Genomic DNA, 13715 nt, shown 5'->3' with positions numbered 1-13715 from the left:
CGCGACCGTCCCCTCCAGCTCACCCACCGGACCGGTCCTGCCCGCAGTATTCAGCACTACGGCGCTTACCGACACGGCGTTCACGATCACAGCAAGGTCTCAGTCCCTTTCGGCCAGACTGTCCGACCCTTGGTGATCGCTGTGCGTCCCACCCCCACTCCTAACCGGGGAGGGCCAGCTCGAACCACACCGTCTTGCCACTCTTTCCACGCCGCGTCCCCCAGCGGCGAGCAGAACAAGCCACCAGCTGCAGTCCCCGGCCCCCTTCGTCGTCAGGTCCCGCAGCGCGTTCGGTGGGCGGATCCGGAAGCGGATCGGAGACTTCCACAAGGAGTCCGGGGCGGGCGTCCGGGGTCTCGCCATCGGGATGGGGGCGCACCAGTCGTACGCCGATGGGGCCCGAGGTGTACCGCATGGAATTGGTCACCAGCTCACTGACCAGCAGAACGGTCATGTCACCGACGGCCGTGTCGAGCCCCCAGCCGCGCAGCGCCTCATGGACCGCGTGCCGAGCGGAGCGCACGGCGCCAGGCAGAGCCGGAAAGGTCCACTCGGCGCAGTCGCCTTCGGTATCGATCACGCCGATCACTTCCCAAGACCAGCAGCAGGGAATGTCCTGTTTATGGGGGCTAATCAGCACATACCCGATATTTGGGGCAGAGTATCGCCGAGATCGACACGTGGGGCGTACGGGTGCAAAGTACGGCGCCGCGCACACCGCATGGGGCGCGCATTCAGCGGTGTGCGCCGTCCGGCAGACCGCCGCTCGGTGCGGTCCCGTCGCGGAAGACTCCGTCCGGGGCGGTCCCGCCATGGGCGGTTTCGTCCGGGACGGCCCCGTCCGGGAGGCGGCGCATGGCCTCGGCCACGGCAGCAAGGTCCTGGTCCAGCCAGTTGACCGTGCCACTCTGGCCCGGTCCGAGCCATCGCAGTTCGTCGTGGTCCTCGAGCGGGGCGGGCACGCCGGAGACCAGCCGCGCGGTCCACACCTGGAGCACGTAGCCGGGCGTCAGCGGCCACTCGCCCGGGATGCGCTCCAGGGGCTCCACCTCGACACCCAGCTCCTCGCGGAGTTCACGTACGAGCGCCTGCTCGCCGGTCTCCCCCGGCTCCAGCTTTCCACCGGGCAGCTCCCAGCGACCGGCCAGCTCGGGCGGAGCGCTGCGCCGCGCGGCCAGCAGGCGTCCTTGGTCGTAGACGGCTCCGGCCACCACCACGCGATCGTTCATACGCCGGAGCGTAACTCCCCGGAGACCGCGGTCAGGGGCGCGCGCTCTGCCCCATGCGCTCCACCCAATAGAGCTGCTTGTGGCCTCGGCCGTCGAGTTTGTCGGCGATCTTCTGCGCCTCGTCCTGTGTGGCATACCTGCCGACGCGGTAACGATTGCCGTTGTCGTCCTGCCTTATCACCAGCCAAGGGAGCACGGCCCCACCGTCGCTCATCGTGTCCCTCCCGAGCATGGCACCCCTCCCCTGAACGGCGTGCGCGACTCTAAAGATCCCCAGGAAACCGCAGTACGCATATGCCCGAGCGTACGCCTGACCTTCACGGAACGAGTACGTAATTACACAAAGAGATACCGATCCGGCCATCACGAAGGGGCGCATCGCTCGCGATGCGCCCTATACCCAGAACGAAAGACCCTGGCCAAGGGCTGTCCCGTGACCCCTGGCGAATCAGCGCGCGGTGTCGTATGTGGTGCATCGCAAGACGGAGGAGCGTCCTCATGCGGGGCGTACTCAGCGTTCCGACAACGCAGCGAGATGCCGCAGCTGTCGTCGTGCGCCCGCCAGGATGACGGGACAGCCCTTGGGCTTCCTGTCGGGCCGGCGGCCCGTACGGTCGGGCATCGGCACGGGAACCGGTCCGTCAGCCGGTTCCTTGCGGCAGACGTCCCCGCACTCCGCGTCCGGCGAGCAGCACAGCGAGCAGATCACCCCCGACCGGACGGGGCAGTCGGCGATGTCCGGAGGTTCGCAGGAGGTGTCGCAGACCAAGCAGGTACGGGTGGCGGTGATGTTGAACCCGATGTACCGCAGACTCAGCCCGATCCGCTCGTTGATCACCAGGTCGCCGGCGACGGCCGCGATCCAGGCGATCCCCACGTTCGAGCAGAAGCCCAGCAGCTCACTGAGGGCCGCGAACAGGTTCATCTTCATCAGCGTCAGCGCGATGGCGAGGTTGAGGAAGATATACCAGACTCGGCCCGGGTGTCTGCGAGTGATCCGCGAGAAGAAGTTCGACCAGGACAGCGAGCCGCTGTAGGCATTGGTCTCGGTCTGCGGCGCGATGGGTTCCAGCGCAAAGTTACGGGACCTGAGCAGACGTCAACCCGTCATCCCGGACGCCGGACAGGCCGTCCGAGTATCGGTCACCCGACAGGAAATCCGCGTCCCGAGACCCGAAACGCCTGGCCCGGCACGCGCGGACGCCCGTCCGACATCCGGCACCCGGCACCCGGCACCCGGCACCCGGCACAGCCAGCATTCGGCACAGCCAGCATTCGGCATTCGGCACCGAACGCCGGCGCCTGATCATCTGACAGGAAGGTGGTAGGCGATCCGGTAGCGGTCGGCGGGCACCACCACGTCCGCCGTCTCGACCGGCCGCCCCGATGCGTAGTACGTGCGCCCGATCACCATCACCACATGGCCCGGCACGCCACCGAGCGCCAGGAGCTCCTCCGCCAGCCCCGGGCGCGCGCCGACCTGTTCGACCACGTTGTCCACGACGAGATCGATCGCGGCCATCCGCTCGACCACCCCGCAGCCGCCCAACGGGCCCTCCTCCGGGAGCATCACCGGCGTGCGCCCCGTGATGGCGAGGGGCTCCCAAGAGGTGGAGAGCATCATCGGCTCCCCTGCCTCCCGAAAGATGTATCTCGTACGCATCACCCGGTCACCCGGTTCCACACCGAGGCGTTCGGCGATCTCCGGACTCGCCTCTTCCTGTTCGCTGCGCGACTCCCACGTCCCTCGTACGCCTTCCGCCGTCTGTTCCTGGCGGAACGGGCTCGCTCCGGCGTCCGACCGGTAGCCGGAGCGTGCGATCCGGCGCGGCACCGGGCGCTCTCGCACGTACGTACCCGAACCCGAGCGCCCCTCGACCAGACCCTCCGCCATCAGCACCTTGCGCGCCTCCAGCGCGACGGTGTCCGAGACCCCGTACTCCTCGCGGATACGGGCCTGCGACGGCAGCCGCGTGTGCGGCGGCAGCGAACCATTGACGATCTTCTCTCTGAGATCGCTCGCAACGCGCAGATAGGCGGGCTGCTCACCGAATGTCACAGGGCACTCCCAACAGGTTGACCGTCTGCAACAGCCTGGCAACCGTCGGTTGTGGACCGCAAGCACAGGCCAGAGTTTCACCCGAAGTGATGATCCGGCCCTGCCCTGCGCATATCCCTGCCCGGACCGGCGCAGAAATCCCGATAACCCTCAGCCTCGCCCGGCGCCTCAGAGCCTCGAGATTGCCTTCCATCACCGCAGCCCTCTTGACCCCATTTGGTCCAGACCAATAGTTTCCTCACCACACAGCACGGCTCTCGCACCTCCCAGCGCACTCCACAGGAACGGGCCCCATGCGTCGAAGAACCCTGTCCAGACTGGCCATTGCCGCTTGCGCCCTCTCGCTGGCGGCCGGAATGGCTCCCGCCGCCACCGCGTCCACCTCCCACTCCGGCTCCCACGCCTCCGCGTCCTCCGCCACCTACAAGCGTGTCGGTTACTTCACCCAATGGGGCGTCTACGGACGGGACTTCCAGGTCAAGGACCTGGACACGAGCGGCGCCGCGGCCAAGCTCACCCACATCAACTACGCCTTCGGCAATGTCAGCGCCGACGGCAAGTGCTTCACCGGCAATGTGCCCGGCGAGGCCGACGCCTGGGCGGACTATGTCCGTCCGCTGGACGCCGCAGGATCCGTGGACGGCGTCGCGGACACCGACACCCAGCCACTCGCGGGCAATTTCAACCAGTTGCGCGAGCTGAAGGCCAAGCACCCCGGCCTGAAGGTGCTGATCTCCCTGGGCGGCTGGAGCTGGTCCACCCACTTCTCGGACGCGGCCCGCACCGCCGCCTCCCGCAAGGCGTTCGTCTCCTCCTGCATCGACCTGTACATCAAGGGCAACCTGCCGGTGGACGGGACGCGTGGCGGCGAGGGCGCGGCGGCCGGCCTCTTCGACGGCGTGGACATCGACTGGGAGTGGCCCGGCTCCGCGGGTGACACGGACACGGTCTACCGCCCCGAGGACAAACGGAACTTCACGGCACTGGCGCACGAGTTCCGCACTCAGCTCGACGCCTACGCGAAGAGCACCGCCAAGACCGCGAAGGGACACGGGCACGGCGCCAAGCCCAAGCACTACGAGCTCTCGGCGTTCGTCCCCACCGCCCCGGCCAAGATCGACGCAGGCTTCGACGTCCGCCGCATCATGCGGGACTTCGACTTCGTGAACCTTCAGGGTTACGACTTCCACGTCTCCGGCGAGGCGACCACCGCGCAGCAGTCCGCGCTGTACGCGAAGGGCGACTTCAGCGTCGACCAGACCGTCCGGGAGTGGATCGAGCGCGGCGCCCCTGCCCGCAAGCTGGTGATGGGCATGCCGTTCTACGGTCAGGGCTGGACCGGGGTGACGGGTGGCGGCGACGGGCTCGGCCAGCCGGCCGCGGCCCCCGCCCCCGCCACGTGGGCCGCGGGTTACGAGGACTACAAGGCCCTCAAGAAGCTGGCCGAATCAGGGGCTTACACGATCCACCGGGACGTCAGGAACGGCCACGCGTGGCTGTTCGACGGCACGACCCTGTGGACATACGACGACCCGCAGGTGCTGCGCACCAAGACGGCGTACATCCGTCAGCACGGTCTCGGCGGCGCGATGTTCTGGTCACTGGACGGGGACACGGACGACGGCGAGCTGATGACCGCGGTCGACCAGGGCCTCGGTCAGCGCTAGCGACACACGAACAGCACGATGTGGGGGCGGCCGCCGATGCGGTCGCCCTCACGCGTTCGTCCGGTTCACCACCTCACGGAGGGCTGACGGGCACGCCATCAGAACGGCGGGCGCCAGGAGTTGCCCCTCCCGGTGTCCACCGCAGCGTTGTCGCCGACCCGCAGCGTGTGCCGCCATCCGGTCGATGCCCGCGACGACCTGCGCGGTCGCGCCGGAGCCGCAGTTGGCGAGGATGCGGACGGTGACGGCCCCGGCCCTCTGGGCGAAGCGTACGAGGAGTCGGCCACCGTGCCCGCGACGTGCGTGTCCAGCCCTCATGAGAGGCCATGAGCAGTGCCGGGCCTTCGCCGTTCGCCCGCCGGACGTCTGACATGCTCGCGGGCATGGTCACCTACCTCTGCCCCCAGGACGGTACCCGCGCCGACACCACCACCCTGACCTGGTGCTGCCCGGTCTGCCGCGGACCGTGGGACCTCGACTACGAACCCGTCGGACCACTGTCGCTCAACTCCCTGACCACCCGCGTCAATTCACTGTGGCGTTACGAAGAGGCGCTGCCCCTCTCGTCGCCCGCCACCAGCCTCGGCGAGGGCCGCACACCGCTCGTACCGCTCACCGGCACGGTCTCCGCCAAGCTCGACTTCCTGATGCCGACGCTGTCCTTCAAGGACCGCGGGGCCGTGATGCTCGCCGAACTGGCCCGCCGCCTCTCCCCCGGACGCGTCGTCGCGGACAGCAGCGGCAACGCGGGTACGGCCGTCGCCGCGTACTGCGCGCGGGCCGGGCTGCCCTGCACGGTGTACGTCCCCGAAGGCACCTCCCCGAAGAAGACCGAGCAGATCCGGGCCCACGGCGCCCGCCTGGAGATCGTCCCCGGCGGCCGCGAGGCCACCGCGCTCGCCGCCCGGACCGCCGCCGACGCTCCCGGCACCTTCTATGCCTCGCACGTCTTCAACCCGTACTTTCTGCACGGCACGAAGACCTACGTCTACGAGATGTGGGAAGAGCTCGGCGGCCGCCTCCCCGACGCCATCGCCGTACCGGTCGGCAACGGCACACTGCTCCTCGGTGCGGCGCTGGCGATCACGGAACTCCATGCCCAGGGCCTGATCGACGAACGGCCTGCGCTGATCGCCGTACAGGCCGAGGCCGTGTCGCCGCTGGCCGCCGCGTTCCGCGCCGGGGCGGACGGCCTGCTCGACGATCCCGGTACCGACGGAGCCGCCACCCCCACCCTCGCCGAAGGCATCGCCATCCCCCGACCGCCGCGGGCACGCCAGATCCTGGCTGCGGTACGGGAGTCCGGCGGCACTTTCCTCACGGTGACGGAGTCTCGGATCCGTGAGGCGCAGCTGGACCTGGCGGCCCGCGGCCTCTACGTCGAGACGACCGGCGTCGCCTGCTGGGCGGCGGTCGGCGACTGGGTGGACCGCAGCGTGGTCGTCCCGCTGTGCGGCGCGGGCCTCAAAACGGGCCTGGCGGACTGACACCAGGGCATGCCCCGTACGGCGGCCCGGTCGGACCTGCCGGACCGGTCCGCAATCGGCGATCTCGGATTTGCCGACGCTCTCCTCGGCACTTCACATATCTGCGGTACCGGTTCGAACGACGGGCGCAGTGTCACTCAACCCTCGCGAGGGAAGGAACCCGAGTTGGACCGCTTCGACGCGCCCATGGTCCCTGCGACCCCTTCAGCAGCGACCGATGCGGCACCGGTCAGCGAGCCGAGGCGGATCTGCGGTCCGCCACTCGACCGGCACACGCCCGGCGACCCTGCCGCCGAAGAACCGATCTCCGGAAGGTGACCCGGTGGACGCCATCGAAGTCGCGGCCATCGGGGCCGCGAGCATCGCCGCAGGAACGATGAATGCCGTGGTGGGATCGGGCACCCTCATCACCTTTCCCACGCTGGTCGCCTTCGGCTATCCCCCGGTGCTCGCCAATGTGTCCAACAACGTCGGGCTCGTACCCGGCGTGTTCAGCGCCGCCTACGGCTATCGGCGCGAACTGCGCGGCCAGCGGCGGCGGTTGGTCAAGTTCGGTATCGGCTCACTCATCGGCGGACTGACCGGCGCGCTGCTGCTGCTCCGGCTTCCCGCCGGGGCGTTCGACGCGGTGGTGCCGGTACTCATCCTGGCCTCCTGTGCACTCGTCCTGCTTCAGCCTCTCCTCAACGCGTGGCTGAAGAAGCGCGAGGGGCGCGGCGGCAAGGACGGTGGGGTGCCGGTGTGGTGCGGCGTGCTGTTGACAGGGGTGTACGGCGGCTACTTCGGCGCCGCCCAAGGCGTGCTGCTCATGGGGCTGTTCGGCAGTTTCCTGCGGGACGATCTGCAGCGGCTGAACGCGGCCAAGAATGTTCTCGCCACCCTTGTGAACGGTGCGGCCGCCGTGGTCTTCATCGCCGTCGCCAAGGTCGACTGGACCGCTGCGGCGGTCATCGCCGTGGGCTCGACACTCGGCGGACTGCTCGGCGCCAGGGTGGGCCGCAGACTCCCGCCCGTCGCGCTCCGCACCATCATCGTCGTCGTCGGTGTCACGGCGTCGGTGCTCATGATCGCCTTGTGACCCCCTCCGGCGCGCGCCGGGTGCCGGAGGGACCGGGGTTCCCGCCCCAGCGGGGCCGCACCCGAGGCGTCCGTCGACCACCTGATCCGGCGGTTCCACTCCGCCGCAGTCGCGCCCATCGGTCCCGTCTCGTTCATCAGGCACTCGACCAGCCGCCCGAGCGCGCCGGTCCCGTGGGCCGTCAGTGGCAAACCGGCGCGCATCCGCTTGCGCCTGCCGTCGGGTCGCCGTGCCGCGCTGAACAATCGCCCCGGTCAAGACGTACGGACTGACCTCAGCACACCGAGGGGAACGACCGATGGACAGAACGGCGCATTCGGATCGCAGAGCCCTGCTCGCCGGCGGACTCGCGGTCGCCACGGTCGCGGTCGCGGGGTGCTCGTCGACGAGCGCCACCCCATTGGTGACCAACACTTCACCGGAGGCGCGGCCGACCACGCCCGCCGCGGCGTTCACGAGACTGATGGACGGCAACAAGCGCTGGGTGAGCGGAGACCTGCACCATCCGGACCGGGATCCGACCCGGCGCCAGCTCGTGGCCCAGGAGCAGGAACCCTTCGGATCGGTCCTCTCGTGCATCGATTCCCGGGTGCCACCCGAACTCCTCTTCGACACCGGGCTGGGTGACCTCTACGTGATGCGCACCGGCGGGGAGGCCGTCGGCCCGGTGGTCACGGGTTCCGTGGAGTACGGGCCTCTGACGAGTGGCACTCCGCTCATCGTGGTCCTCGGGCATCAGCGGTGCGGCGCGGTTGCGGCGGCGTACAAGTCCATCCGCGACGGCAAACCGCTGACGGGAAACCTGCAGGCGCTCACCACGGCTCTGCAGCCGGCGTACGACCGGGCGTTCAAGGAAGGCGGCACCGACCCGGTCGAGACCATGGCCCGCGCCCAGGTCGAGCTGACGGCCGCAGATCTGCGCTCCAACCAGGACCTGGCCCCACTCGTGCGAAAGGGCGCCCTTGCCGTGGTCGGCGCGTACTACTCGCTCGACACCGGCAAGGTGGAAGTCCTGGCCGGCGCCCCTTCCTGACCGGTCGGACGAGATGTACGCGCGTCGTCCCCCAGGTCGAGGTCGACACCACGTTCGACAAGCCACCGACGTCGGCCGTGGCCACGCGGGCGGACGGGCCGTCCTCGACCGCCGCCGTGGAGGACAGCGCCGGCGGCTGGCTGCTGCCCGGGGGGAACTGGACCGCCTCGATCGACCTGCGTCATCACCAGAGCGCCTACCGGGAGCCGTGGCCGGCGCCGGGCATTGAAGCGGAATGACCCACGCTCAATCGACGGCCCTGGCGTACAGGCCCGGGGTGGTGCCGATGATCCGCTTGAAGTGCCGGGTGAGGTGGGACTGGTCGTGGAATCCTGCGGCGGCCGCCACCTCGCCCGGCGGCTGTCCGTCGAGCAGGAGACGGCGGGCCAGGTCGACGCGGCGGGACACCACGTACTGGTGCGGAGCGATACCGAAGGCGCCGCTGAAGGCACGCACGAGATGAGCGGGGTGGGCGTGGAGCGTACGCGCGGCCTCGTCCAGGGTGACACCGGCGATCAGTCGTTCGTCGAGGAGGTCGCGCAGGCTCCGGGCGACGCTGCGGCCGGGTGCTGCGCTGCCGATGGTCGCGCTGGGGCGCAAGTGCATGCGCAGTCGCTCGCCGATGAGGGCCAGGCGGCTCTCCGCCTCCAGCTCCTCGCCCCGGTTCGCGAGGACCGTGTGCAGCTGTCCGACGCGTCTGCGCAGGAGAGGGTCGGTGAGGTCCGGACCGTCCACCGCCGGCCCGATGAAACGCTCGTCCAGCTGCGTCATGTCGAGGTAGAGCACGCGCTTGCGGAAACCGTGGGGGGTGGCAGGTGAGCCGTTGTGCGGGACCTGCGGCGGAAGCAGGCTCACCGTGTCCTTCGGAGTGCCGTGCTCGTGGCGGTCCAGGTCGTAGCGGACCGCGCCGTCGTCGACGATGAGCAACGTCCAGGCGTCGTGGACGTGCATGGGGTACGCGTGCTCGGTGAAGTGGGCGTGGAACACCTCCACGACACCCGCGACCGGTGGGCGCCAGGCTGAGATCTCCTGCCTCGGCATCACGCAAAGAACGTACAAGACCGGGAAGCCGTGCACCCGGCAGTCTCACGGCATGAGAATCACGAACGAATCCGAGACCGGCGCCGGCGCCGGAACCGAGGTCGGGCCCGGGACCGGTGCAGGGAACGAGGCCATGCCTGTCCGCTTCGACACCAAGATCGCCGTTCTGCTGCGCGACGACCTTGAGTACTGGCAGCGGCTGAACGTGACCGCCTTCCTGATCAGCGGGCTCGGCACGGTGTCACCCGAGGTGATCGGCGAGCCGTACATGGACGCCGACGGCACCCCGTACCTGCCGATGTTCCGCCAGCCCGTACTGGTCTTCGAGGGAACGAAGGAGACACTGACCGCCGCACACCGTCGTGCGCTGTCCCGCTCGCTCCCCCGTGCCGTGTTCACCTCGGATCTGTTCGCCACAGGCAATGACCGGGACAACCGGGCGGCGGTACGAGCCGTGGGCAAGGACCAGCTCGATCTGGTGGGGATCGCCGTGTACGGGCCGCGCAACGCGGTGGACAAGGTGCTCAAGGGCGCGCGCATGCACCCGTGAGCAACGCGGCCTTTCCACAAAGACTTTGCCTGCGGCCGTCGACCTCCCGGTCGGCGGCCGCAGGTGGTCATCGCAAGCCCACAACCGGGCGGAGGCGGCGACAGGACGCCTCGCCGGTGGGACCGTACGGCTCCACCAGGAAGGCGGGCATTTTGAGGTCAGCCGGCGGCAAGGCCGACCGGCCCGACTCGGATGCGGTCTCCGGCCGGAGCACCTCGTCCACGTGACCGGATGCTGGTCACGCCACTCCCACTTGCAGCAACACGGTTCTGAGAGAACAGAGAGTTCGTCAAAGTCCGACACGCCGATCGCAGTCGTGCCAATCGGGCCGGAGCCGACGCCGCCGCGCCTCGCGGGGCGAGGACTCCACGCGGCCGGACACCCGTGCCCGACCCGCCGACCATCGGGCCGGGCACTTCCTTGATGGATCGTCAGACATCAAGGCGGAACGCCTGACGTGGAACCCCCGTCTGCGGAAACGCTGCCCTGTCGGGTGAGCCCACCTCCCGGCGTCGCGGCCTCGATCGCGGTCCGCGGCGTCCGCGGCATCCACGGCATCCATGGCATAGCGTTCACCGCCAATTCATTGCAATGAACGAGATAAGACGTGTTGCATTAGACGGCAAACCATTGCAACAATTTCACGCCTTTCACCTGCAATGACTGCAATAGTTCGCAACTACTTTGTTGCCAGATCCTTGAATGCAACGTAGCTTTTCCATCATCAGAAACGGCGGGCCGATGGAGGCGCGCTGCAGACAAAGGAGCGCGTGATGCAGAAGTTCGACAGCCCCGCCCCGATCTCCGCCGTCCTCGACATCCCCGCGGGGCGCATCCAGATCATCGCCGCCGACCGGGCCGACACCGCGGTCGAGGTCCGGCCCGCGAACGCCTCGAAGAGCCGCGACGTGAAGACGGCGGAGCAGACCACGGTCGCATACGGCGACGGCGTCCTGCGGATCGAGGTCCCGGCGAAGAACCAGTACCTCGGCCCCTCCGGATCCGTCGAGGTGACCGTCCAACTGCCCGCCGGTTCCCGCGTCGAGGCGAAGGCAGCCAGTGCCGAGTTCCGGGCCGTCGGACGGCTCGGCGACGTCGCCTTCGACGGCGCGTACCACCAGATCAAGATCGACGAGGCCGCGAGCATCCGCCTCACCGCGGTCGACGGCGACGTCGAAGTCGGCCGGCTCAACGGTCCCGCGGAGATCAGCACCGCGAGGGGTGACATCCGGATCGCCGAGGCCGTGCACGGCACGGTCACTCTGCGCACCGAGTCCGGAGACATCTCCGTCACCGCCGCCGCCGGAGTCTCGGCGTCCCTGGACGCCGGTACTACCTACGGCCGCATCAGCAACGACCTCAAGAACGATGGCCCCGCCGGTCTGAGCATCCACGCGACCACCTCCCAGGGCGACATCACCGCCCGCAGCCTGTGACCCGCAGCTTCCAGAAGGAGCACCTCTCATGACCAGCTTGGCCATCGCGGCGAATGGGCTGCGTAAGTCGTACGGCGACAAGACCGTGCTCGACGGCATCGATCTGGCCGTGCCGGCCGGGACGGTGTTCGCGTTGCTCGGCCCGAACGGTGCCGGCAAGACCACCGCCGTGAAGATCCTGTCCACCCTGATCTGCGCCGACGGCGGCCAGGCCCAGGTCGCGGGCCACGACCTGGCCGCCGACCCGCAGGCCGTGCGGGCCGCGATCGGTGTCACCGGCCAGTTCTCCGCCGTCGACGGGCTGATCACCGGCGAGGAGAACATGCTCCTCATGGCGGACCTGCACCACCTGCCCAAGCACGAGGGACGGCGCACAGCCGCCGAACTGCTGGAGCGCTTCGACCTGGCGGAGGCGGCGAAGAAGCCCGCCTCCACCTACTCCGGCGGCATGAAGCGCCGCCTCGACATTGCCATGACCCTGGTCGGCAACCCCCGGATCATCTTCCTCGACGAACCGACCACCGGACTCGACCCGCGCGCCCGCCACACCATGTGGGGCATCATCCGCGAACTCGTCACGGGCGGCGTCACCGTCTTCCTGACCACCCAGTACCTGGACGAGGCCGACGAACTCGCCGACCGCATCGCGCTGCTCAACGACGGCAAGATCGCCGCCGAGGGCACCGCCGAGGAACTCAAGCGGCTCATCCCCGGCGGACACGTCCGGCTCCGCTTCACCGACCCGACCACGTACCAGAGCGCCGCCTCCACGCTGGGTCAGGTGACCCGGGACGACGAAGCCCTCGCCCTGCAGATCCTCAGCGACGGCAGCCAGCGCGACCTGCGCTCCATCCTCGACCGGCTCGACTCGGCCGGCATCGAGGCCGACGAGCTGACCGTGCACACCCCCGACCTCGACGACGTGTTCTTCGCCCTGACCGGCCCGACCACCGTCCCCAACCAACCCAACCAGCCCAACCAGCCCAACCAGCCCAAGGAGAACGTCCGATGAGCACCCTGACCCTCGCCGTGCGCGACTCCTCCACGATGCTGCGCCGCAACCTCCTGCACGCCCGGCGCTACCCGTCCCTGACCCTGAACCTGCTGCTCACCCCGGTCATGCTGCTGCTGCTCTTCGTCTACATCTTCGGCAACACCATGAGCGCCGGCATCGGCGGCTCCGGCCGCTCCGCGTACATCGCCTACATCGTCCCGGGCATCTTGCTGATGACCATCGGCTCCACCGTCATCGGCGCCGCCGTGTCCGTCTCCACCGACATGTCCGAAGGCATCATCGCCCGCTTCCGCACCATGGCCATCCACCGCGGCTCCGTGCTCATCGGACACGTCGTCGGCAGCGTCCTGCAATCGATCGCCAGCGTCGTCCTCGTCGGCGCCGTCGCCGTCGCCATCGGCTTCCGCTCCACCGACGCCACCCTCGTGGAATGGCTCGCGGCATTCGCACTGCTCACGCTCTTCGCCACCGCGCTCACCTGGATCGCCGTCGGCATGGGCATGGCCAGCCCGAACGCCGAGGCCGCCAGCAACAGCGCCATGCCCCTGATCCTCCTGCCCCTCATCTCCAGCGCGTTCACCCCGATCGACGCAATGCCCGGCTGGTTCCAGCCGATCGCCGAATACCAGCCGTTCACCCCCGCCATCGAAACCCTGCGCGGACTGCTGCTCGGCACCGAGATCGGCCACAACGGATGGCTCGCCCTCGCCTGGTCCATCGCCCTGGCCGCGCTCGGCTACCGCTGGTCGGCAGCATCGTTCAACCGCGACCCGAAGTAACCGCCATGAACAAGCGGGCCACCCCCGCACCTCGTCCCACCCAAGGGGCGGCGCACACCGACACCCGTCGGCGTACGCCGCCCCACCGGCGTCCTCAGTCATCTGCCGGGCTCGCCTGCCCCGGCATCGCCCGGCGCGGAACACCCTTGACACGCAGCACCGTTCGGCCGGCACGAGCAACCGCACCACGGAAGGGGCGTCCGCCCGAGCCAGTACTGCGCACCCGGCGCCGCAGCTCCCCTACCGGCCCCACTGGCTCCGGCCGCCCGCCCACGCGTGCGCAGTCACCGCGGTTCCGAGGGTCCTCAGCGCCCAGGAATGCGCATACGGATCAGGGCCGT

General features: G+C 69.1%; 14 protein-coding genes and 1 pseudogene. 9 read left to right on the top strand and 6 right to left on the bottom strand.

The window, feature by feature from the left end; translation table 11 throughout:
- Positions 1-160: 160 nt before the first annotated feature.
- From LRD69_RS21350 to LRD69_RS21330, 5 genes and pseudogenes are all read right to left on the bottom strand, one after another.
- A complete protein-coding gene (locus LRD69_RS21350) occupies positions 161-589 on the bottom strand; it encodes an ATP-binding protein (protein ID WP_277328152.1) in 429 nt (142 codons plus the stop codon).
- A gap of 145 nt (positions 590-734) precedes the next feature.
- Positions 735-1229, bottom strand: a complete 495-nt coding sequence (locus LRD69_RS21345; protein WP_277328151.1) for a (deoxy)nucleoside triphosphate pyrophosphohydrolase — start codon at positions 1227-1229, stop codon at positions 735-737.
- A gap of 31 nt (positions 1230-1260) precedes the next feature.
- Complete coding sequence (locus tag LRD69_RS21340) at positions 1261-1443, bottom strand: SPOR domain-containing protein (RefSeq protein WP_277328150.1); 183 nt, start codon at positions 1441-1443, stop codon at positions 1261-1263.
- A 402-nt stretch (positions 1444-1845) separates the two neighbouring features.
- A pseudogene (locus LRD69_RS21335) lies at positions 1846-2274 on the bottom strand (hypothetical protein); the annotation flags it as partial.
- 261 nt (positions 2275-2535) lie between these two features.
- Positions 2536-3288 carry a GntR family transcriptional regulator gene (locus LRD69_RS21330; RefSeq protein ID WP_277328149.1) on the bottom strand — a complete coding sequence of 251 codons (753 nt, stop codon included), beginning with the start codon at positions 3286-3288 and terminating at the stop codon, positions 2536-2538.
- A 293-nt stretch (positions 3289-3581) separates the two neighbouring features.
- On the opposite strand from LRD69_RS21330, the gene LRD69_RS21325 reads away from it, so the two are divergent.
- The 5 genes from LRD69_RS21325 to LRD69_RS21305 all read left to right on the top strand — a co-directional run bounded on the left by LRD69_RS21325 (position 3582) and on the right by LRD69_RS21305 (position 8792).
- A complete protein-coding gene (locus LRD69_RS21325; RefSeq protein WP_277328148.1) occupies positions 3582-4955 on the top strand; it encodes a glycoside hydrolase family 18 protein in 1374 nt (457 codons plus the stop codon).
- Between the two features lie 371 nt (positions 4956-5326).
- A complete protein-coding gene (locus tag LRD69_RS21320) occupies positions 5327-6442 on the top strand; it encodes a threonine synthase (RefSeq protein ID WP_277329824.1) in 1116 nt (371 codons plus the stop codon).
- Between the two features lie 322 nt (positions 6443-6764).
- Positions 6765-7520 (top strand): sulfite exporter TauE/SafE family protein, encoded by a 756-nt coding sequence (locus LRD69_RS21315; RefSeq protein WP_277328147.1) that lies wholly within the window; start codon positions 6765-6767, stop codon positions 7518-7520.
- Between the two features lie 298 nt (positions 7521-7818).
- Positions 7819-8553: a carbonic anhydrase gene (locus LRD69_RS21310; RefSeq protein ID WP_277328146.1), complete on the top strand. Its 735-nt coding sequence runs from the start codon at positions 7819-7821 to the stop codon at positions 8551-8553.
- Between the two features lie 77 nt (positions 8554-8630).
- Complete coding sequence (locus LRD69_RS21305) at positions 8631-8792, top strand: hypothetical protein (protein ID WP_277328145.1); 162 nt, start codon at positions 8631-8633, stop codon at positions 8790-8792.
- A 7-nt stretch (positions 8793-8799) separates the two neighbouring features.
- Here the strand turns inward: LRD69_RS21305 and LRD69_RS21300 are convergent, their stop codons facing one another.
- On the bottom strand, positions 8800-9594 hold the full coding sequence (locus LRD69_RS21300; protein ID WP_277329823.1) for an AraC family transcriptional regulator: 795 nt from the start codon (positions 9592-9594) through the stop codon (positions 8800-8802).
- 133 nt (positions 9595-9727) lie between these two features.
- Between LRD69_RS21300 and LRD69_RS21295 the strand changes: the two genes are divergently transcribed.
- The 4 genes from LRD69_RS21295 (at position 9728) to LRD69_RS21280 (ending at position 13374) form a co-directional block, all read left to right on the top strand.
- Complete coding sequence (locus tag LRD69_RS21295) at positions 9728-10144, top strand: DUF2000 domain-containing protein (protein ID WP_277329822.1); 417 nt, start codon at positions 9728-9730, stop codon at positions 10142-10144.
- 773 nt (positions 10145-10917) lie between these two features.
- Entirely contained in the window at positions 10918-11580 is a 663-nt protein-coding gene (locus LRD69_RS21290; protein WP_277328144.1) for a DUF4097 family beta strand repeat-containing protein, read from the top strand.
- A 28-nt stretch (positions 11581-11608) separates the two neighbouring features.
- A complete protein-coding gene (locus tag LRD69_RS21285) occupies positions 11609-12592 on the top strand; it encodes an ATP-binding cassette domain-containing protein (RefSeq protein ID WP_277328143.1) in 984 nt (327 codons plus the stop codon).
- On the top strand, positions 12589-13374 hold the full coding sequence (locus LRD69_RS21280; RefSeq protein ID WP_277328142.1) for an ABC transporter permease: 786 nt from the start codon (positions 12589-12591) through the stop codon (positions 13372-13374). Before LRD69_RS21285 ends, LRD69_RS21280 begins: the two co-directional genes overlap by 4 nt.
- Positions 13375-13715: the final 341 nt, after the last annotated feature.

Origin of the sequence: Streptomyces sp. JH14 (genome assembly GCF_029428675.1) — a bacterium.
In the GTDB taxonomy this organism is placed as follows: Bacteria; Actinomycetota; Actinomycetes; order Streptomycetales; family Streptomycetaceae; genus Streptomyces.
This window is presented reverse-complemented; position numbering and strand designations above follow the sequence as displayed.

Coding starts and splice junctions, on each gene's coding strand:
- LRD69_RS21345 (WP_277328151.1), bottom strand. CDS start 1,229: ATGAACGATCGCGTGGTGGTGGCCGGAGCCGTCTACGACCAAGGACGC.
- LRD69_RS21340 (WP_277328150.1), bottom strand. CDS start 1,443: ATGAGCGACGGTGGGGCCGTGCTCCCTTGGCTGGTGATAAGGCAGGAC.
- LRD69_RS21325 (WP_277328148.1), top strand. CDS start 3,582: ATGCGTCGAAGAACCCTGTCCAGACTGGCCATTGCCGCTTGCGCCCTC.
- LRD69_RS21320 (WP_277329824.1), top strand. CDS start 5,327: ATGCTCGCGGGCATGGTCACCTACCTCTGCCCCCAGGACGGTACCCGC.
- LRD69_RS21310 (WP_277328146.1), top strand. CDS start 7,819: ATGGACAGAACGGCGCATTCGGATCGCAGAGCCCTGCTCGCCGGCGGA.
- LRD69_RS21300 (WP_277329823.1), bottom strand. CDS start 9,594: ATGCCGAGGCAGGAGATCTCAGCCTGGCGCCCACCGGTCGCGGGTGTC.
- LRD69_RS21295 (WP_277329822.1), top strand. CDS start 9,728: ATGCCTGTCCGCTTCGACACCAAGATCGCCGTTCTGCTGCGCGACGAC.
- LRD69_RS21290 (WP_277328144.1), top strand. CDS start 10,918: ATGCAGAAGTTCGACAGCCCCGCCCCGATCTCCGCCGTCCTCGACATC.
- LRD69_RS21285 (WP_277328143.1), top strand. CDS start 11,609: ATGACCAGCTTGGCCATCGCGGCGAATGGGCTGCGTAAGTCGTACGGC.
- LRD69_RS21280 (WP_277328142.1), top strand. CDS start 12,589: ATGAGCACCCTGACCCTCGCCGTGCGCGACTCCTCCACGATGCTGCGC.